The organism is Asticcacaulis biprosthecium C19 (genome assembly GCF_000204015.1).
In the GTDB taxonomy this organism is placed as follows: Bacteria; Pseudomonadota; Alphaproteobacteria; order Caulobacterales; family Caulobacteraceae; genus Asticcacaulis; species Asticcacaulis biprosthecius.
Window position 1 is genome coordinate 961250 of the sequence record NZ_GL883077.1, and the last position, 19821, is coordinate 981070.

Here is a 19821-nt window from a genome sequence, read left to right on the forward strand (position 1 = left end):
GCACTGACGCGACGCGTTATTCAATCGTTTGAGGCCGCCCTAGGCGGCTTTTTGAAGCGCGGCTTTTTCGCATTGTCTGCTTCTCGTTTCGGTCTTGGCAAATCCCTGCAGGCCTTACCTTCGTGACATCTTGTCAAAATATGCCGGAAGTTCGTGCCTGTTCGTGTCCTTCGTGGTCAAACCTTTCTTATGCCGCCGCCTCAACGCATTAAGAAAATTTCATGATACAATTGGTTGGATTTGTATCAATGTCGTCGCCGGCTGTTATCAAGGCGCCGGGGACCCAAGTGCGCCTTTTGTGAAAGATTACCCATGCGCACATTCCGTACCCGCCTGCTCGCCTCGGCCGTTATCCTTGGTCCGCTTTTGGGCCTGCCTATGATCGCTCTGCCGGCCCTGGCCGAGGTTTCACCCGCGCCATCGCACATCTCCCATCGCCTGTTGGCCGATCCCACGCCCGGTGGCCCCGAAAAGGGCGCCTCGACCGAAGCCAAGCGCTATGGCACCTGGGGTGTCGCGCTCGACGGCATGGACACAGCTATCGAGCCCGGCGACAACTTTTTCGAATACGCCAACGGCACGGCGCTGAGGAACATGCAGATTCCGGGCGACCAGCCCAGCTACGGCGCCTTCAACCAGTTGTACGAACTGTCGGAACTGCGCATGAACACCCTGGTCACGGGTCTGGCGGTCCGCACCGACCTGGCCGGTGACGATCTGAAGATCGCTGACATGTACGGCAGTGTCATGAACCGCGACCTGAAGAACCAACTGGACGTGGCGCCGTTTGCGCCGCAACTGCGCGACATTGCCAAGATCAAGACCAAGACCGAGATGGCGGCCTATATGGGCTGGACCTCGAAAGGCTTCGGCTCGTCCTTCTTCGACCTGTCGGTCTATGATGACGCCAAGAAGCCCGGCTACTATGCCCTGCAGATGAGCCAGGGCGGGCTGGGCCTGCCCAACCGCGACTACTATCTGACCGCGGACTTCGCCGATAAGAAGGCGGCCTATCAGGTCTATATCACTGATCTGCTGCGTATGGTGGCCTATCCGAACGCGGAGCAGGCCGCGGCGGACATCATCGCCCTGGAAAGCGAGATCGCCAAGGTTCACTGGACGGCGATCGAGAGCCGCGACGACACCAAGACCTACAACCCGATGGCACTCGCGGACCTGAATACCTATGCTCCCGGCTTCGCGTGGCAAGACTTCTTCAAGACGGCCGGCGTCGACAGGGCGCAGAAGGTCATCCTCAACCAGAACACCGCCATTCCGAAGATCGCCAAAATCTTCGCCGAAACGCCGCTGGAGACGCTGAAGGCGTGGGAGACGTTCCGCGCCGCCGATCAGGCCGCGGCCTATCTGTCGGACCGCTTCTACACCCGCCGCTTCGAATTCCAGGCCAAGGAACTGTACGGTCAGACGGAGCAGCGTCCGCTGTGGAAGCGCGCCATCTCGATCACCGGGGAGCGCATGGGTGAAGCCGTCGGCCGCGCCTATGTCGCGGATTATTTCCCGGCCGACTCCAAGGCTCAGATGGAGGCTCTGGTCAACGACCTGCTGGGCGCCATGAAGATCCGTATCGAAAACCTGACCTGGATGAGCGCGCCCACCAAGGCCAAGGCCCTGGAAAAGCTCTCCACTTTCGGCGTCAAGATCGGCTATCCCGATGCCTGGCGGTCCTATGAAGCCCTGGTGGTAAGGCCGGACGACATCTACGGCAATATCGCGCGCTCGTCGGAATTTGAATGGGACTACCAACTGGCCCGTATCGACCAGAAAATCGACCCGGGTGTGTGGGAAATGTTCCCTCAGGACGTCAACGCCTACTATTCGCCGACCAAGAATGAGATCGTCTTCCCCGCTGCGATCCTTCAGCCGCCCTTCTTCGATCCGAAGGCCGATCCGGCGGTCAATTACGGCGCCATCGGCGGCGTCATCGGCCATGAAATCACCCACGGTTTCGACGATCAGGGCCGCAACTATGACGCCAATGGCGTGCTGACCGACTGGTGGACGCCTGAGGACTCGGCCAAGTTCGATGCCCAGGCCAAGAAGCTCGGCGCCCAGTACGATGGCTACGAACCGCTGCCGGGTGTCCATATCCAGGGTGGCCTGACCATGGGCGAGAATATCGCCGACCTGGGTGGCATCCTGCTGGGCCTGGACGCCTACAATCTGTCTCTGAAGGGGCAGCCGTCGCCGGTTCTGGACGGCTTCACGGGCGAACAACGGGTGTTCCTGGGCTTCGCTCAGGTGTGGCAAACCAAGTATCAACCGGATCTGATCAAGCTGATCGTGGCCTCCGACCCGCACTCGCCCGATACTTTCCGCGCGATCGGGCCGGTGCGCAATGTCGACGTCTGGTACGACCTGTTCAAGGTCAAGCCGGACGATACCTATTATCTCAAGCCGGAAGATCGTGTGAAAATCTGGTGATTCCCGCCCCAACAGACCGTCCCGCCTAGGACGGTGGCCCCCGGAGAGCCTGTTGAGGATATGTGAAACGGTTCTGGACCGTGGTCAGCCTGGTCGCCACCTTCGGCGGTCTGGCTGTGACCGTTGTGACCTTTGCCCTGTTCTGCTGGCTGGCCAGCCGGCCGGACGGGCTTGAGCTTTTGCTCGACTCTGTGTGGGGCGCCGGATTGCTGGCGGCCTTTGTCATGAGCGTTGTCGCCGGTCTTGCCGGCGTCGGTGGCCTGCTGATGGCGCAGCAGAAGCAGGGGTAGATTCAATTCTTGCGAGGAAGGCATACGTCTCCTCCCTACGAAGTGGGGAGGAGACGAAAGTCGACGTCATACCAAGCGTCATGACCTTTGACTCATGACGCTTGGCAAGGCCGACTGGCCGCCCGAGCTTTTGCGAGTAGCCATGCGGCGCTTGAGCTGAAAAAACGAATACCAAAGAAGCGGTTCTAAACCGCGCACTTTGGTATCGCTCATACTAAACCGGATCCATATCCCGGCGGATGCGACCGGCATCCGACGCGCCATCGGTCGGTCTGTAGTTCAGCAAAGTGGCCAGGTCAGCCGTCAGCTTGTCGGCGTTCTCTTTCAAACGCGGGTTGGTTTCGATGCCATGAGCCATGGCCTGATAGGACGCAACGCAGGCCAGCACGGACACAACGATCAGAATCAAGCGCTTCATGGTTCCGCCTCCTGCGGAAATGTGGTGAAGGCAGGAGAGGTGAAGGTTACGTGGCCGCCTCCACCTCTCCCTGGTTAATCCCCCAAAGTTCCCCCCGGGGTGTGAACAAAACGCTTCATCACCGGGGCTTTTGGTGATATGAACGCCGTTCACAACCCTCTTGTAGCATAGTTTGAACTGCGTTCAAGATCAAAATGAACGTCGTTCAGAAATTCTCTCAGAAGAGCCGAACCATGGCCCCCAAAACCGTTCCAAAAACCGCCACACCCACGACCGTAACGCCTAACACCCTGTCCAAGCGTCAGGCCCAGCTCGAAGCCCTGATGGCTGCAGCGGAAAAGCGCATCTGCGACTCGGGCCTGCAGAGCCTGAAGGCGCGCGACCTCGCCGCCGATATCGGCATAGCCCTGGGCGGCCTCTACAATATCGTCGCCGATATGGACGCCCTGCTGCTGCTGGTGTCGTCCAGGACCCTGAAACGGCTGGGTGAGGCGGCGACCGAGCGCACGGGTCACTTGCCGAACGCGACGCGTGAAGAGGCGATCGAACGCCTGGTCGCGGTGGCGCACACCTATCTCGACTTTGCGCGCAAGAACCTGCCGCTGTGGCGGATGATCTTCGAACTGCGGCTGGATTCGCCCCTGCCGGAATGGGCGGCTCAGGACCAGCTTCGGCTGTTCCGCCATATCGCCGAGCCTTTAAGCGTCATCATGCCGGACCTGGACGCGCGCGGCCTGACGATCCGGGCGCGGACCCTGTTCGCGGCGGTGCACGGCATTATCTCGATCGGCCTGGAAGAGCGCCTGATCGCCGTGCCGGTGCAGAAGCTGAGCGACGAGGTCGCCTGGCTGACCCGCGCGGCTTGCCGATGAAATCTACAGCCCTCGCGGCCTGGATGACGCTCCTGTGCCTCGCCTCGGCCCTTATGTGGGGCGGGTTGCTGCTCGCCCTTCTGAATGACCCGCTGCGGTTTCCCGGGGTGAACGCCTATGTCGCCTTGCCGTTTTCCGCTTTTGCGAGTCTCGGCAGCACGGCCTTTACGCTTGCCGGTGCGGTGTGGTGGACGATCGCTGTCTTACGCCAAAAGCGTCAAAACTGAAATTCGAAGTTCAGATTGAGCCAGACGCCTGGCTCGGGCGGCCCTTCAACCTTGCCTTTCAGAAGTATGGAGCGCACCGTCATCTCACCGAAGCCATAGCCAAACGGATTTTCGGACATGATCACGCAGCCGGCCAGATGCCCTGCTTCGCCGACCTGGCAACGGACCTTGACGTGACCTTCGACCTCATCATCCAACGCTCTTTGCGGCCAGCCCAGAGGCGGCTGGGGTTCGGGAAAATCCGCCAGGGTATAAATCCGGGCGCCCGGCGGCGACGGGTCGAAGGCTAAGGCCTCCGACGTGGCTGTCGCTGTGACTGCCAGCGCCACTATGGCTGAACGGACTATCACGAGCGATCTCCCCCGAATGTCTGGAGCCTAACATGCAGCCCCGTTCTCATACAATAAGAACCGGCCGGTGCTACGTTCCGCACCGACCGGCGCTGTCAGGTTTCCGGGTTAAGGGTGCCTCGCACCCTTACCAGATGCGGACGCGGTCTTCGGGCTTCAGGTAGTACTTGCCGTCGACCACCTTGAAGGCTTCATACCAGGCGTCGATATTGCGCGCCGGGCCAATAGCGCGGAATTCGTCCGGCGAGTGGGGATCGACGGCCAGAAGCTGGATCATGGTCGCCTCGCGCCGCTTGGAACGCCACACCTGAGCCGCTGCGAGGAAGGCTCGCTGGTCACCGGTAAAGCCGTCCAGCACTGGGGCGTCCTTGCCGTCCAGCGAGATGCGATAGGCGTCCAGCGCGATCAGAAGCCCGGCCAGGTCGGCGAGGTTTTCACCCATGGTCAGGGCGCCCTGGACCTTATGGCCCGCCACCGGCTCATAGGCGTCGTATTGTGCGCCCAGCTTCGTGGCCTGCACCGTGAACTTGTCGGAGTCTTCGGCGGTCCACCAATCGGTCAGCACGCCGTCGCCGTCATAATTGCGCCCCTGGTCGTCGAAGCCATGGCTGATTTCGTGGCCGATGACCGAACCGATGCCGCCGTAATTGACCGCCGGGTCGGCCTCGGGATCGAAGAACGGCGGTTGCAGGATGGCGGCCGGGAAAACGATCTCATTCTGGGTCGGCGAATAGTAGGCGTTGACGGTCTGCGGCGTCAGCCCCCATTCCAGCTTGTCGACAGGCTGGTCGACCTTAGACACCTGAAAGGCCCAGTCGAAGGCGCTGGTGCGTTCCTGGTTACCGTAGAGGTCGCCGGCATCGATGGTCAGGCCGGAATAGTCGCGCCACTTGTCGGGATAGCCGATCTTGACCACGAACTTGCTGAGCTTTTCCTGCGCCTTGGCCTTGGTGGTGGGCGACATCCAGGCCAGGTTGTCGATGCGCACTTTCATGGCGCTCAGCAGATCGTCGACCAGGGCCTGCATCTTGGCCTTGGACTCCGGCGGGAAGTACTGCGCGACATAGGTGCGGCCCAGAGCTTCACCCAGGGAGCCCTCGACGGCCGAGATGGCGCGTTTCCAGCGTGGGCGCTGCTGCTGCGAACCGCCCAGTTCCTTAGAACGGAAGGTCCAGGCGGTGCGGACGAAACGCGCCGACAGGTAGGGCGCAGCCTGGTCTATGACGCGGAAAGTTTCCCATGCCTTGAGCGTTTCCAGTGGTGTCTCGGCGAAGACCTGGGCGATTTTCGGGAAGGCGGTGTTTTCACCGACCACCACCTTAGACGCCTTGTCGAGCTGGGCCGCTTTGAAATACGCCGCCCAGTCGAAGCCCGGGGCATAGGCGGCCAGCTCGGCGCGGGTAAAGGGGTTGTACATCTTGGTCGAGTCGCGGCGTTCGATCCGCGTCCACGACACCTCGGCGATCTTCGTCTCCATGGCGACGATATCTTTCGCCGCCTGGGTCGCATTGGGGTAGCCGATCAGCCGCAGCATGTCGGCGACATAGATCTCGTACTTGGCCTTCTTGTCGGCGAAGTTATCCTTCAGGTAGTAGTCGCGGTCGGGCAGGCCCAGGCCCGACTGGCCCATATTGACGATGTTGATCTTCGGGTTCTTTTCGTCGGCGGCGACATAGGCGCTGAAGAAGGAGGAACCGAAGGTGCCCGAGCTCCTGCCCATCCAGGCAGCCATCTCCGACCTGGTCTTGATCCCGCGCACCGAAGCCAGCAGTGGCGCCAGAGGCGCGGCATCGCGCGCTTCGACGGTCTGGGTATCCATCATGGACCTGTACATGGCGGCGATCTTGGCGTCGTCGCCGGTCAGATCCGAACGGGCCGCCAGGCCTTCGATGATCGCCTGGGAGCGGGCTTCGGCCAGGTCAATCAGCTTGTAGGCCGCGCCGTAGGAGGTCTTGTCGGCCGGGATTTCCAGGGCGTCCAGCGCCTTGCCGTTGGCGTAGCGGAAGAAGCTGTCGCCCGGCGCCACCGACGTGTCCATACCGTCAAGGTCGACGCCCCAGGTGCCGTAGCGCGCGGCCGAGGTGAGGTTCGTCCCGCCTTCGCCCTGGGCGAAATAGGTTTCAAGGCCATGCAGGCTGCGCTGGCCGCGCGCTGCCGCCAGGTCCTTGTCCACGGCCAGAGCCGGCGTGGTGACGACGGCCAGGGCCGTGCTCAGGGTGAGGAGTTTGATAAGGCGCATGGGCGAGCTTCCGGTTGGGAATGAAACTTTCTTCCCACCCTATAGGCTTTGCGCCACGCCGCAATGTGAAATTTTGTTCATCTTATGGCGGGAAGGGGCATGTTTTTTCATTTTTCGCCACTTTTGGGGTTACATTCTCGTGACCCTTCCCCCATAGTTTGAAAATCCACGGAAAATTGAAAGGAATGCGCATGATCTCCTCGACGCCCGATGTCGCCGACCTGACCACATCTGTGGTTCAGTCGGCTGGCCACGCAGCGGGAGCGGGTGACGGCGCCTACCTGTTCATTATCATGTTCCTGCTGGCCTCCGCGGTCATCGTACCGATCTTTCAGCGCTACAAGATCTCTTCGGTCCTGGGGTTTCTGCTGGTCGGCGTCATGATGGGGCCCGACGTCTTCGGTCGCATTGCCGCCAACGTGCCCTGGCTCGACGATTTCTCGGTCATGCAGTCCCATGCCGTGCACCAACTGGCGGAACTGGGCGTGGTCTTCCTGCTGTTCTCGATCGGCCTGGAACTGACTTTCGAACGTCTGAAATCGATGCGCCGCCTGATCTTCGGCCTGGGCGGCGCCCAGGTCATCCTGTCGGCTGTCGTGCTGACCTGCCTGTTCGCCGCCATGAAAACGGGCTGGATCGGCGCCGCCATGCTGGGCATGGCCCTGGCCCTGTCCTCGACCGCCGTGGTCATCCCCGTCCTGGCCGACCGAAAGGCGCTGCGGACGTCCTCCGGCCGTTCGGTCTTCGCCATACTGCTGGCCCAGGACCTTAGCGTTGCCCCGATCCTGATCACGGTCACCATGCTGGCCGGCGCCGCCAATGGCACCTCCCAGGGTCTCGAAGGCCTGCTGGCTCTGATTCCGGCCCTGATCGGCATGGCGATTTTGGTCATCGGCGGCCGTTGGTTGCTGCGTCCCCTGTTCAACACCGCTGCCGTCTCCAACAGCCGCGAACTGTTCATGGCTGCCTGTCTTCTGGTGGTGGTGCTGTCGGGCCAGGTCGCGGTCATGACCGGCATGAGCATGGCGCTGGGCGCTTTCGTCGCCGGCGTCCTGCTGGCCGAAACCGAATACCGGCGCGAGATCGAGGTCATGATCGACCCCTTCAAGGGTCTTCTGCTGGGGCTGTTCTTCGTAACCGTCGGCGCGCGGCTTGACGTGTCGGTGATCCTGGCGAGCCCGGGACTGGTCTTTGGCCTGGCCTCGGCGCTGATCGCCATCAAGGCTGCGCTGGTCTATCCGCTGGCCCGGTCGTTCGGCCTGTCGCCGCGCAGTGCGGTCGAAACCGCGGCGGTGCTGGGGCCGGCGGGGGAATTCGCCTTCGTCATTATCGACGAAGCCATCGGCCACAAGGTGTTGGATTCGGGCTTCGGTCAGGCGGTGATCCTGGCGGCCATCCTGTCGATGTTCTCCATCCCCTTCTTGGCCGCCATCGCCAGCCGCATCGGCAAGCAGGTCCAGCCGCAAAAGACGGCCGAGGCGCCGGAGGTCATCTCCGAAGGCGAAACCGCCGCCCGCGTCATCGTGGTCGGCTATGGCCGCGTCGGTGCCCTGGTGGCCGACATGCTAAAGGAACACAAGATCCCCTTCACCGTGGTCGATTTCAATCCCCAGGTCGTCCAGCGCGCCCGCACCCTGGGCATTGAAGCCTGGTACGGCGACGCCTCCGTGCCGGATTTCCTGGCGCGGATGGGGATCGAAAAGGTCCGCGGCGTGGTGGTGACGGCGTCCAATCCGGGCTTCACCGACCAGTGCGTCAAGGCCATACGGTCGGTGCGCGACGACGTCCACATCATCGCCCGTGCCCGTGATGCCGACCACGCCCAGCGCCTGTATCAGATGGGGGCGACGGATGCCGTGCCGGAAACCATCGAAGCCTCGTTGCAACTGGCGGAAAACACGCTGATTGACCTGGGCGTGCCCATGGGTCTGGTCCTGGCCTCGGTGCACGAACGCCGCGACGTCTTCCGTCAGATGTTCGGCATCCGCGGCGGTGGCGGTACATCGGTTCTGCGCGCGGCGCAGGCCCGGGTCACCGGCAAGGAAGACGCTGTCGCCGAACGGGCGCCGTAGGTCGCATCAGGTGCAATGTTGCGCCACGAGGGCATCGATGTCGTCGGACTGCTGCTGGATCTGGCTCTGGAGTTCGGTCAGTTCTCCAACCTGGGTGTCACGTTCCGACGTGGTCAGAGCCGTGTCTGAAAGTACGACCTGACGATAGCGACCCAGAGTGTCATAGGCTGCGTCCAGTTCGCCGCTGGCCGTTCTCAGATGTGGGCAACTGCCCTGAACATTGCCGCTGTCGATGGCGGTCGACGCGGCGTCCAGGGCTGCGTTGCTGGCCTGAAGGTGGGACAGGGTCTGTTCTTCGAGATCGCTTTGTTCATTGGCGATGGCTGCCGTGGCGAACAGGCTGAAGACGAGGGCGAGTGGGGCAAGGTAGCGCATGTGGCTCCGTTTCTCTTACCTGGTAGGGTTCACAAGATTTGCAAAGGGATCGTCAAAACCTAACATCGTCCCGTGGCGACTGCCAATGACAAAGCTTGTTAGCCTATCCCTATCCGTAAAAAGGCTGATACATCTTGCGCAGTTTGAAAATCGCAGTTTTCAAATAAAATGCTGCCGCGCTTGCTGACCCACGATGTGTCAAGATCATAGCTGTTGGGTATTACTTGCCGTTGCCGTCGTGGGTTTCCAGGCGGCTGCGCAGGCCATCGATCTCGTGGAAGAAGCGGCGACGGACCTCGGCGGCGAACGGATTGTCGCGTTCGATACTGAGGAACAGTTCGTCGGAATCGCCCGCAACCAGGCCAATCCCCTGCATCAGCAGGTCGTACGACCGCGTGGTGTGCACGGTGGGCAGAGGCTCCAGACCCGACATGACCTTGGCGATCAGGTGGGTCAGGCCCTGGACCGCTGCCAAGGCCTTGTCATGCTGCTCCGGCGTGGCGACCGAGACCTTCAGGTCCAGGGTCTCGCGGAAAAAGCGCAGGATGGGGTTCAGGCGGCGGATACGCACCGGACAGACCACGATCTCCAGATCATGAATTCCCTTGCGCGCCGACTGCGGTCCGAACAGCGGGTGTGTGCACAGGATATAGGTGCTTTTTGGCAAGGCGGCTTCCAGCCAGGCGGCCGGCTTCATCTTGACCGAGCCGACATCGATGACCAGGGCGCGCGGATGGACCAGGGGCGCGATGGTTTCCAGCAGGGCTTTCATCGCGCGGATCGGCGTCGCCAGGACGACGATGCGGCAGGCGGCCGCTTCTTCCAGGCTGACCATGGATACGTTGTGGCGGCGGGCGAAGGCGCGGGCCTGCGGGCTCGGGTCATAGGCGTAGATGTCGAAATACGGTGACAGGTGCTTAACGATCAGGCGGCCGAAGGCCCCCAATCCGAACAGTCCCAGCTTGTCGACCCGCTTTTTAAGCACCCACCCCACCTGTGTCTGGTTTGCGAAAGCGCGCCCCTTATCATATGGTATACGTCGTGGCGAGACAAAACACGCGCCGAATACGCAATTTCAGCACGTTTTTTGCGCAAATACCCGAGGCGGTGTGAAGATGTGCCTCCATAGAGCCGTCTGGGTAGAATAGAATTGCTGGATTACCCGCCGAACATCCGCTTTTTCTTGGGCTTATCGTTCTTGGGGGCCTCGGCAGCCGCCTGAGCCGGCGTCTTGGTCAGTTCTTCCAGCGCGATGCCGCCGTCAGCATTGGCATCCAGAATGCCGAAGCGCTGTTCGCTGGCGGCAACCCATTCCACATCGGACACTTTGAAATCCAGGTTCGAATCGGCGGCGCGGATGGGCTGGGGCTCGTCGATCAGGCTGTACTGCGATGCGCCCTGGACCGACTTGACGTAACGGTTCTGAGCCGGATTGTTTTCGATGTCGACCGTCGGGTCAGGCGCGCGGGCAAAAACCTTGGGCTGACGGATACGCGGATCGACGCGCGTGATTTCCGGCGCGATCTGGGTCTCGTAGCGGGTGTTTTCCGGGCTGTTGACGACGTTGTCCTTGTTCTGGTCCAGCATGATGAAGAAGGCCATGCTGTCGACCAGGAATTCGTCGTGGCTGATCTTGCCGTCCTTGTCGCCATCGGCCTGAGCGAACCACGTCGCCTTGGGATAGGCCTCGCTGCCCTTGGCGCGGAAGGGCTGGCCCGCCGGCGAGAAGAAGACGTTCAGGCCGGCCGGCACCAGGGCTTCCTGCGCCATGACGTTCTGGGTCGCGGCTGCGCCGGCGGTGAGGGCAAGAAGGACGGTGGCGGCGAAAAAGCGCATCTGGCGGCTCACAAAGACAGGGACATATATCGTCTACGCGGGCTTTATGGTCAATTTCGGGCGCGCCCGCAACCATGCTGTTGCAAAGCGGCGGGCGCGGTCTGGCTTTATTCAAACGTTTTGGCGATCGTGTTGCGAGCGTAAGGATTGGGTCCGAACCGGTTGGGTCCGCTGTCGCTGCCAGTGCAGAAAAAGACCAGCAGCACTATGCCGCCGAACGGTATGAAGGAAATCAGCAGCCAGAAACCCGACTTGTTGGTGTCGTGCAGCCTTCGGACGCTGACAGAAATATCCGGCAGCAATATGCCCAGAAAGAAAACTCCCATTAAGAGGCCGGTGACGCCAGGGACTGATTGCGCGCTATCGCCTCCTATTGCGGCCGCGATCGCGGCCAGCACGATGGCCCCGATGATCGTCAGAAACATAAACAGCCGGAAGAACCAGAATTCCGAGCGCGACGCCCGGCCTTCGAAATTGACGTAGTTCTTGAAACAGCTTTTGACAGCTTCGCCGAAACCCATGATCACAGCCCCTTTGGCTTGAGAATAGGGGCTGCATCCACAGCACGATGCCGTGACGCCTGTCGCCCCGCACCAAAGGTGACACGGTTCAGCGCAGTTTAGAAGTGGCTTCAAATCTTCCCGTCGAAGAATTCGCGGCGCACCGAAGCCCAGATATATTCCAGGACCAGGAAATAGAAGGCTGTACGGACATAGCGGATGGTGTCGAAATTGGTGTAGTATTCGACGGCGATGGCGACGGTCAGAACCAGGCTCATGATGCAGCCGGCAATGATCAGGCGCTTGGGTTTCACCAGTTTTTCGACAAGGGTCATCGACGCGTACTCAGCTAGGACTATAAGGAAGACGTAAGGGAAAGTGTTAACACGGCGCCCTTGTTAAACTCTTAACGGCCCTGATGAACGGTCTCAGGTGTACCCCAAACGGGCGAAAATCGCCAGTCACGCTTACGGCTTTTTTATTTCATCCCCGCGATCTGGCGTTCGTCCCCGCGCCCTGGCGCCGTCCGCGGACGATTGTCATCGTGGCGGCATGCACAGTCTCAATATCCAAATTCACGTCATCTGCGGCCTCCTGGCGCTCAGCCTCGGCCTGTTTCCCCTCTTGGCGCCCAAGGGACGCGGCGTCCACCGTGTTTTCGGCTGGCTGTTCGTGGTGGCCGGCACCGGCGTCCTGAGCGCCGCCCTGGCCGGCATCCTGTTCTGGCCGCAGCCGGGACCGCTGGTCATCGCGACGCTGTCGGCCGGTTACAACTTCACCGGCGGCGTGCGCGCCATGCCGCGGTTCCGCGCAGCGCCCGGCGTCATCGATGCCGTCCTGGCTGTGGCGGCGCTGGCCGCCTGCGGCTGGCTGATGCTGGCCATGGGGCGCGGCACTGCGTCGTGGCCGCCGGTCCTTGGCTACAGTATCCTGGGTATCCTGGCGACGATCGCGGTTTACGATCTCAGTCGTCACCTATGGGCTCAGACCTGGCGCAGGCATGTCCGTGAGATCGACCACGGTCTGAAGATGACCGGCGCCTATTTCGCCATGATGTCCGCCGGCGCCGGCAGTCTGCTGCGAGAGGGCCAGCCGTGGAGCCAGATTCTGCCCCAGACCGTCGGCACGCTTGTGATGATCGTGTTTTTGGTGCTCCATATTCGCAAAGCACGACGAGGATGAATCATGAAGCTGCGGCACTGGCCGGTCTGGATGGGTGTCGTGTTCTGTCTCATGACCATCGGATTTGCGTCCATGGCGATCATCGCCATCCGGCGCCAGTCGGGTGTCGATCTGCCGTTGAGCCACGCCGTGCTGTGGCAGGGCCTGATCTACGGTAGCTGGTGGCCGTTTGCCTGGATTGTCGCGCGCATCGTCGCCCGACTGGGTTTGAAAGCGATCCTGATCGCGGCGCTTAATCCCGCCTGGGCGGTCTATGTTGCCGGCCATGCCCTGTTCGCGGCCTGGATCGACCACAGCTTCGGTGCTTCAGGCACGGTGGTGCAGGGCTGGTTGAGCCGGCTGCCGATCGATGTCCTGATCGCCACGGCGATTACTGCCATGGTGATCGCGGTCGCCACCTGGCGCCTGGCTCAGGCCGAAGCCGCGCGCGCTGCCGAGCTGAACCAGGCCCTGGACGCCGCGCGCGCTGCAGCGCCAGGCGGTGAAACGCCGCTTCTGGTCTCGACCGGCAGCAAAAGGGTACCGGTCGGGGCCTCCGAGGTCGAATGGTTCGGCGCCGCCGCCAACTACGTCGTGGTCAACTGGAATGGCCGTGAGGGCCTGGTGCGCGAGACTCTGACGGCGCTTCTGGAACGGCTGGATCCCGTGGTCTTTGCCCGGGCGCACCGTTCGGCCGTGGTGAACCTGGCGCGGGTGGCGTCGGCGCGCGCTCTGGACGATGGGAGCTGGGTGCTGACGCTGATCAGCGGCGCCGAGATCGTGGTCAGCCGCACCTATCGCGACGACATCCTGAAGCGCCTGGGGCGTTCCTGATTACGCCACTTCGATCTGTGGCCGGCCGGCAACCATCAGCCGCAGCCGGCCGCGATCCAGGCGCTCCAGCCGGATCGGCGCCGCCTTCTCGTCCAGGCGTTTTTTCAGCAGGATCAGCCGCGTTTCGAGATTGTCCTTCCATTCCGGCAGTTTCAGCGCCGGATCGCGGCGGATTTCGCGGTTCGAGAAGACGTCCTGGCCTGTCCCCAGATAGGCCGACACGAAACTGTGCAGCAATCGTCCCGGCACACCGCGCACGACATAGGCGTCGTCGATAAAGACGCTGTCGTCATAGCCATGGTATTTCACCTGGATCACCGGTCCCTCGCTGGGGACGGCCGGCCCTGCCGGGGTGGCCACCGCTTGCCGCGCCTGGTGGTCGCTCAATCGCAGTGCCGCCGCCAGATGCACGGCCAGGATCGCCAGGGCGCTTTCGTCCTCGTGGCGGAAGGCAAAGGCCGTGTCCGATTCGACAAACACAACGCCGGCAAGTTGTCCCTGGCAGATCATGGGTGCGGCCATCTGGCTGAGGGCGTTGCTGAGACCCGGCAGCGGGATATGGCGCGGATCGGCCTGATGCGCCGCGGCGACGGCCGAGGCATACCTCTGGGATCGGCGCAGGTCGCTGATGCGCAGCGACTGCCGCGTCGACGCCGCCAGGCCGATCAGGCCGTCACCCACCGCAACTTCGGCGCCGACGCCTTCACGGCCGTAACCGCGATGGGAAATGGCGCTCAGCGTTCCGTCATTGTCCGGCGTCAGGATAAGGGCCTGCGCCGTACCGAAGACGCCCTCCAGTCCGTCCAGTGCCGCTTCCAGCAAGGCATCGGCGTCGTCCAGCCTGGCCAGATCCTGACAGGCTTCGGCGACCCGCGCCAGGTCGGCGCGCGGCGGCAGCCGTGGCGGCGTAGCGGTCAGCGGCATCAGCGCTTCGATGGGCGCCAGGCCGAGCACGCGGTAGATATCGGCGCTTCGCAGCTTCATCATGGCAAGGCGGTCGTTCACTTTCAACAGGGCCGCCATGCGCTCGAACAGCGGACCTGCCTCCTCGGAGCGGACATAGGCGATGTCCAGTACGTGCTGCTGACCGCTGCGGCCATCGACCACCATCAACTGGGCCGCATTGAGGCGGCGGATATTGCGTGAGGTTTTCGAGAAAAACTGGTTGGAAAGGGCGACGTGGCCGTCGTCGACATAATGGACGTGCGAGAGGTACGACACATTGGGCATGCCGTTTTCGTCCAGCGTGGCGATGACCGACGGGACCAGCCCCTCCAGACTGCTGCGGATATCACCCAACCTCATGTTTCGGAATCCGTCACGGCGCTGCCGGCCTTGGGGCCTGGCGTTTGGACGAACACGGCTTCCGGTCGATAGCGGACGCATACCAGGCCGGCCAGCGGAAAGGTGTGCGACAGCTGCTCCCGGCTGACGCCCAGGCCCGTCATCACCTTTAGCATGGCGTCGACATAGAGGCTGGCCCTGGCCTCGCCGTCCGGACCTGCAGGCGCGACGGAGATGACCTGTCCCTTGATCTGGTAAGAACGGTAGTCAGCCGGCGCGGTAAATGTGGCGGCGATCATCCCTCCCGGCGCCACGGCATCGACTGCGGCGGACCATTGCCGGCTGATCAGCAGTTCGACATCGCCGTTGTCGCTACATCGCGCGCCGGCGGAGCGGGCAATGGCGGTGGCGTCCCCCGGCGCACCGCGGCGATGATCATCACCTGGCCTTCGACGTGGCGGACGATGTCGGATGTCAGCTGCAAGAGGTCACCTCGTACCGGCCGCAACCATAGAGCGCCGCTCCCGGATTCGGAAGTGGTCGCGCTTAGGAAAATTTTAGGAAGCTTAAGGATTCACGCCGCCGTAGAGCCGCCGCCTGAAACCAAGGAGACGATCTATGAACGATATGAGACTGGAAGCGGGTCTGTGCGACCTGAACGGACGCCACGACCTGTACGGCTTTATCCACAAGGGGCTGCGCAAGGCCCAGGCCGACATGCTGGTACGGCTGGGCAATGAAGACATGATCACCGCGTCGGGTCGCCAGACCCTGGCCGACCTGCGCCGGCTGCTGGCCCTGGCCGCGCTTCATATCAAACACGAAGAGACCTTCATCCATCCGCACATGGAGGACGCCGGCCTGCTGGAACGCCAGCACGACCATCACCGCGATACGTTTCAACGCCTGGAAAACCTGATCCGCGGCATCGAAGGCGCGCCGTCGGTCCTGGTGCCCGCCCATGCCCGCCGCCTGTACCTCGCCTTCGGCCACTATGTGGCGCAGGACCTGCTGCATATGTATGAGGAAGAAACCGTGGCCCAGCCGCATCTGTGGGCCTCTATGACTGATGCCCAGATCGGCGCCATCGAAGGCGCTATCATGCGTTCGATCAGCCCACAGAACATGGCCGCTTTCATGGATCTGATCGTGCCGGCCTTGAGTCCCGCCGAACGCGCCACCCTGCCGGTCGCAGAAATCTAAGGAGGACAAGACGATGATACTTTGGGGAACCGGAGGCCATGATCGCCTCGATGGAAGCGGCGACAGCGACCAAATTCTCGGCGTTGCCGGCCACGATACACTGAATGGCGGCAGTGCCGATGACACGATCGACGGCGGCACGGGCAATGATGTCCTGAGCGGCGGCGACGGCCACGATGCCATGGAGGGGGGCACCGGCCATGACCGGTTGGACGGCGGCGGCGGCACCGACGTCCTGATCGGCAGTACCGGCAACGACACCTTGAACGGCGGTGACGGCGAAGACTATCTCTGCGCCGGCTTTGACGGCGACCGCGTCATGACCAACTGGGGTGTCGATCAACTGGACGGTGGTGCGGGGCTGGATACCGCCGTTCTGTTCCGCGGCGCGGCAACAGCGTCCATCCGCTTCGACCTGCGCGATACATCGCTGACGCAGTATCTGGATAACGGCACCGGCGTCGTCCGTGTCGAATCGGTGTCGCTGTTCAGTGGTCGCGGCGCCGATATCCTGACCGGCGGGGTGCGCAGCGACACCTTTTTTGGTGGCGCCGGTAACGACACGCTCGACGGTTGGCATGAGGGCGACTTGCTGATTGGCGAAGCCGGCAATGATCTGATCCTCGGTGGCAACGGCGACGACCGCCTGGCCGGCGGCCTGGGTCATGACAGCCTCACTGGCGGCACGCAGAATGACACCCTCAGCGGCGATACCGGCGAGGATGTGCTGACCGGTGGCGCGGGCGACGACGTGATCGACGGCGGCTCCGGACTCGATACCGCCGTCTACAGCGGCAACAAGGCCGACTACGACATCTTCCGCATCGATGACGGTGTCGTGCTGCGCGACCTTCGCCCGAATGGCGACGGTACCGACACCCTGGTTCTGGTCGACCGGCTGGCCTTTGCCGACGGCACCGTGACAATGGCGCACATGCTGTCGCGTGGCCGCGCCCCCGTGGCGCAGAGCGACGTCGTGACGGTATCCGAAGACGGCGTCGGCAAGGTCAATGTCCTGGCCAATGACCGCGATGATGATGGCGATGCCCTGTCCGTGGTTTCGGTCACCTCAGCTAACCCCAACCTGTCCCTGGCCTTTAGCCGGACGGGTCAGGTCACGGTGACGCCCGGCGTTGCTTATCAGGCCCTGGGTGCCGGCCAAAGCGTCGTCACCGCCGCCGACGTGGTGGTCCGCGACCCCTATGGCAATACCAGCCACTCGACCCTGTCGGTTACCATCACCGGTGCCAATGACGCGCCTACCGCGGTCAATGACGTTTACACCATCGGCGAAGACGGAGTGCTGACGGGCATCGATGTCACCCTCAACGACCACGACCCGGATGCCAATGCCCATTTGTTCGTTTTTGGTCTCAACGTCGGTTCCACCCTCGGCGCCGTGACGATCCTTGACGACGGTACCCTGTCCTATGATCCCGGCCGCGCCTTCCAGTACCTGGCGGCGGGCGAGACGGCGACCGACAGCTTCACCTACGAGCTCAGCGACGGCTTCGGTGGCCATGCCACGGCATCGATAACGGTCAACATTGTCGGGACCGACGAGCCAGTCGGGGGGCATGGCGAGCACGTCATGGCCCAAACAGCTTACACGGCCGGCTGGGACATGGTCATTTATGGATAAGGTGAAAATGCCTATGAAACCCGGCCGGTGTGCGGCCCTGGCAGCTGCCGTGATGTTGGCTCTGTCGCCTGTTGCCGTGCAGGCTCAGGACAATAGCGCGGCCATGACCGAGGTCGTGCGTCAACTGCGTGAAACGGCGACCAAGATGGCAGGTCAGCTCCCGCCCGAGGACATCGCTGAGATGCGCCGTTCGGCAGACGAAATGGAGCATCAGATCAAGGCTGGCGCGTTCAACACCGTCGCGCCGGCGGATGATCCCAACGACGTGACTGGCCGGTTGATGCGTGAGCATGGCGGCATCGTCGACTGGCTGGAGAACGAGACAGCCTGTGCCGGCTACAGTTGGGAAACCTGGAAGACCTACCGGCTGGATACCGGTGACCGTGATGCCGAACGCGACGTCCTGTGCCAGAAGGCCTATGCCCATTATGAGCGCTATTTCTACCTGGCGCGCGATGGCAAGACGGCGCCGGCGCGGGTCGAACTGGAGGCCTACGATGCCGCGGCCCATGCCGCCGTTGATTTCTACAAGAGGCGCTGAACAACACGCGCCGTCATCGGGGCGTGGGCAAAGAGGTTTAACCACGGATGACACGCCCTACCTGGCGTCCCATGCCGGAGTTCAACACCTATGCGGCAACCGCAGGCGCGGTAGCGGCATCCGGCACCTTGCCGAGGGTAAAGCAGAAACGCGAACCCCCGCCGGGCGCCGGCTCGACCCAGATCTTGCCGCCATGACGCTCGACGATCTTGCGGCAAATGGACAGGCCCAGCCCGGTGCCGTTGTAAGCGTCCCAGGTATGCAGACGGCGAAACGCCTCGAAGATCGTCTCCGCGTTTTCGGGGGCGATGCCGATGCCGTTGTCGGTGACGCCGACGGTCCAGCGTCCGCTGGCCTCCGCCGCCGCCACGGTGATCACCGGCGTCTGGCCTTCCGGCTGATAGGTGATGGCATTGCCGATCAGGTTTTCCAGAAGTCTCTGCAGTTGCACGGAATTGCCCGACACCTGCGGCAGCTTGCCGCTTTCGATCCTTGCGCCGGTATCGGTCAGTCTTTGTCCCAGGTTCGCGCGCACGTGCACCATGAGGTCTTCGAGGTCGACGACGGCGGCCTCGACGGGTTCGTTCTTCAGCCGTGAATAGCGCAGCAAATCCTGTACCATCAAATGCATCCGCCGGGCGGACGTACTGATAATGCCGAGATAGCGCCGCCCCTTCTCGTCCAGCCGGTCCTTGTAATCCTCGGCGACCATCTGGCTGTAGATATTCACCATGCGCACAGGTTCCTGCATATCGTGCGAGGCGACGTGGGCAAACCGTTCCAGGTCGGTATTGGATTCGATCAACTGATTCAGAAGGTGCTCGCGCTCCTCGTCCGCGACGCGTACCCGTTCGATCTCGCGCAGGATGAAATGCTGGACGATCCAGAAGGTCAGCCCCGCCGTGACCGCGATCGAGGCCAGGGCAAAATACAGGAAGCTGAAGGCCCGGTCACGACGATAACTGTTCGCCCGGGCCGTCTCCACCTCCAGGGTGTGGCGTGTGGCGACGACCACACGATCTATATCCGACTGGAAGGTCATGCGCTCCGGGCGATCGATCAGTCCGATGGCCTCGGCGGCTGCGGGGCCTTGCTCTCGGGCGGCCCGGCTCAGTCCGCGTCGAACCGCGATGAACTTTCGGGCTCGCGTCTCCAGCTGTTCAAATCCGATCTCGGGTGTGGCCGTCCCCGCTTTTCGCCACTTCGCCAGCACGGTCTCGATATCGTCAAGATTTTGATCCAGGCGGTCGGCGAAATCGCGCGTCTCGTCCGGTGAGCGGGCATGGTATATGCCGCGCGACTCCATCACCGCCGAACTGATCAGCCGGTTCAGGCGTTCGCCCATATAGGCGTTTTCCGAGGCGCGGCCATAGCTGGCCATCATCCGGTTGTAATCGGACAGGGTGGTCAGCCCGAAGACCATCACGCTCAGCGACACGACGAAGAGAATGCCGACCACGATGGTGATGCGCGTCGGCAGGGTCAGGAACCGGCGGCCATTTTCGGAGGGCGATTCAATGACCGTGGGCATGGTG

Annotated in this window: 22 protein-coding genes; 10 read left to right on the top strand and 12 right to left on the bottom strand. The window is 62.5% G+C overall.

Annotation, left to right across the window (positions count from 1 at the left end; translation table 11 throughout):
• The first annotated feature begins 312 nt into the window (after positions 1-312).
• On the top strand, positions 313-2442 hold the full coding sequence (locus ABI_RS04930; RefSeq protein WP_006271747.1) for a M13 family metallopeptidase: 2130 nt from the start codon (positions 313-315) through the stop codon (positions 2440-2442).
• Between the two features lie 62 nt (positions 2443-2504).
• Complete coding sequence (locus ABI_RS04935; protein WP_006271748.1) at positions 2505-2732, top strand: hypothetical protein; 228 nt, start codon at positions 2505-2507, stop codon at positions 2730-2732.
• Positions 2733-2946: 214 nt separating this feature from the next.
• Here the strand turns inward: ABI_RS04935 and ABI_RS04940 are convergent, their stop codons facing one another.
• Positions 2947-3150: a hypothetical protein gene (locus tag ABI_RS04940; RefSeq protein WP_006271749.1), complete on the bottom strand. Its 204-nt coding sequence runs from the start codon at positions 3148-3150 to the stop codon at positions 2947-2949.
• Between the two features lie 233 nt (positions 3151-3383).
• Between ABI_RS04940 and ABI_RS04945 the strand changes: the two genes are divergently transcribed.
• Together ABI_RS04945 and ABI_RS04950 are read left to right on the top strand one after the other, a co-directional pair.
• A complete protein-coding gene (locus tag ABI_RS04945; protein WP_157138696.1) occupies positions 3384-4022 on the top strand; it encodes a TetR/AcrR family transcriptional regulator in 639 nt (212 codons plus the stop codon).
• Positions 4019-4249, top strand: a complete 231-nt coding sequence (locus ABI_RS04950) for a hypothetical protein (protein WP_006271751.1) — start codon at positions 4019-4021, stop codon at positions 4247-4249. Before ABI_RS04945 ends, ABI_RS04950 begins: the two co-directional genes overlap by 4 nt.
• Here the strand turns inward: ABI_RS04950 and ABI_RS04955 are convergent.
• Together ABI_RS04955 and ABI_RS04960 are read right to left on the bottom strand one after the other, a co-directional pair.
• Complete coding sequence (locus tag ABI_RS04955; RefSeq protein WP_157138697.1) at positions 4240-4599, bottom strand: energy transducer TonB; 360 nt, start codon at positions 4597-4599, stop codon at positions 4240-4242. The genes ABI_RS04950 and ABI_RS04955 overlap by 10 nt on opposite strands.
• A 127-nt stretch (positions 4600-4726) precedes the next feature.
• A complete protein-coding gene (locus ABI_RS04960) occupies positions 4727-6838 on the bottom strand; it encodes a M13 family metallopeptidase (protein WP_006271754.1) in 2112 nt (703 codons plus the stop codon).
• 191 nt (positions 6839-7029) lie between these two features.
• On the opposite strand from ABI_RS04960, the gene ABI_RS04965 reads away from it, so the two are divergent.
• Positions 7030-8910 carry a cation:proton antiporter domain-containing protein gene (locus ABI_RS04965; protein ID WP_157138698.1) on the top strand — a complete coding sequence of 627 codons (1881 nt, stop codon included), beginning with the start codon at positions 7030-7032 and terminating at the stop codon, positions 8908-8910.
• A 6-nt stretch (positions 8911-8916) separates the two neighbouring features.
• Here the strand turns inward: ABI_RS04965 and ABI_RS04970 are convergent, their stop codons facing one another.
• The 5 genes from ABI_RS04970 to ABI_RS04990 form a co-directional block, all read right to left on the bottom strand.
• On the bottom strand, positions 8917-9285 hold the full coding sequence (locus tag ABI_RS04970) for a hypothetical protein (protein ID WP_006271756.1): 369 nt from the start codon (positions 9283-9285) through the stop codon (positions 8917-8919).
• 220 nt (positions 9286-9505) lie between these two features.
• Entirely contained in the window at positions 9506-10270 is a 765-nt protein-coding gene (locus ABI_RS04975) for a prephenate dehydrogenase (protein WP_006271757.1), read from the bottom strand.
• Positions 10271-10443: 173 nt separating this feature from the next.
• A complete protein-coding gene (locus tag ABI_RS04980; RefSeq protein WP_157138699.1) occupies positions 10444-11121 on the bottom strand; it encodes a hypothetical protein in 678 nt (225 codons plus the stop codon).
• Positions 11122-11228: 107 nt separating this feature from the next.
• Entirely contained in the window at positions 11229-11642 is a 414-nt protein-coding gene (locus tag ABI_RS04985; RefSeq protein ID WP_006271759.1) for a DUF805 domain-containing protein, read from the bottom strand.
• Between the two features lie 110 nt (positions 11643-11752).
• Complete coding sequence (locus tag ABI_RS04990; RefSeq protein WP_006271760.1) at positions 11753-11956, bottom strand: hypothetical protein; 204 nt, start codon at positions 11954-11956, stop codon at positions 11753-11755.
• Positions 11957-12173: 217 nt separating this feature from the next.
• Here ABI_RS04990 and ABI_RS04995 point away from each other — a divergent pair, with 217 nt between their 5' ends.
• Positions 12174-12803 carry a DUF2306 domain-containing protein gene (locus ABI_RS04995; protein WP_157138700.1) on the top strand — a complete coding sequence of 210 codons (630 nt, stop codon included), beginning with the start codon at positions 12174-12176 and terminating at the stop codon, positions 12801-12803.
• Between the two features lie 3 nt (positions 12804-12806).
• The gene (locus ABI_RS05000; RefSeq protein ID WP_006271762.1) at positions 12807-13616 is read left to right on the top strand and encodes a LytTR family DNA-binding domain-containing protein; all 810 of its coding nucleotides are present in this window, start codon (positions 12807-12809) and stop codon (positions 13614-13616) included.
• Here ABI_RS05000 and ABI_RS05005 read toward each other — a convergent pair whose 3' ends face one another.
• Genes ABI_RS05005 through ABI_RS24875 form a run of 3 tightly spaced genes read right to left on the bottom strand, consistent with a single transcriptional unit; the run spans position 13617 to position 15384 of the window.
• Positions 13617-14921, bottom strand: a complete 1305-nt coding sequence (locus tag ABI_RS05005; protein WP_006271763.1) for a GAF domain-containing protein — start codon at positions 14919-14921, stop codon at positions 13617-13619.
• Positions 14918-15199, bottom strand: coding sequence for a hypothetical protein (locus tag ABI_RS05010; protein ID WP_006271765.1), 282 nt, complete (start codon positions 15197-15199; stop codon positions 14918-14920). Before ABI_RS05010 ends, ABI_RS05005 begins: the two co-directional genes overlap by 4 nt.
• A gap of 47 nt (positions 15200-15246) precedes the next feature.
• Positions 15247-15384, bottom strand: coding sequence for a hypothetical protein (locus ABI_RS24875; protein ID WP_006271766.1), 138 nt, complete (start codon positions 15382-15384; stop codon positions 15247-15249).
• Between the two features lie 134 nt (positions 15385-15518).
• Here ABI_RS24875 and ABI_RS24880 point away from each other — a divergent pair, with 134 nt between their 5' ends.
• The 3 genes from ABI_RS24880 to ABI_RS05025 are packed head-to-tail and all read left to right on the top strand — an operon-like array spanning position 15519 to position 18286.
• Entirely contained in the window at positions 15519-16103 is a 585-nt protein-coding gene (locus ABI_RS24880; RefSeq protein ID WP_006271767.1) for a hemerythrin domain-containing protein, read from the top strand.
• Between the two features lie 13 nt (positions 16104-16116).
• Positions 16117-17745: a cadherin-like domain-containing protein gene (locus ABI_RS23410; RefSeq protein WP_006271768.1), complete on the top strand. Its 1629-nt coding sequence runs from the start codon at positions 16117-16119 to the stop codon at positions 17743-17745.
• A 7-nt stretch (positions 17746-17752) separates the two neighbouring features.
• Complete coding sequence (locus ABI_RS05025) at positions 17753-18286, top strand: hypothetical protein (RefSeq protein ID WP_211211115.1); 534 nt, start codon at positions 17753-17755, stop codon at positions 18284-18286.
• Positions 18287-18374: 88 nt separating this feature from the next.
• Here ABI_RS05025 and ABI_RS23415 read toward each other — a convergent pair whose 3' ends face one another.
• Positions 18375-19817: a sensor histidine kinase gene (locus ABI_RS23415; RefSeq protein WP_006271770.1), complete on the bottom strand. Its 1443-nt coding sequence runs from the start codon at positions 19815-19817 to the stop codon at positions 18375-18377.
• Positions 19818-19821: the final 4 nt, after the last annotated feature.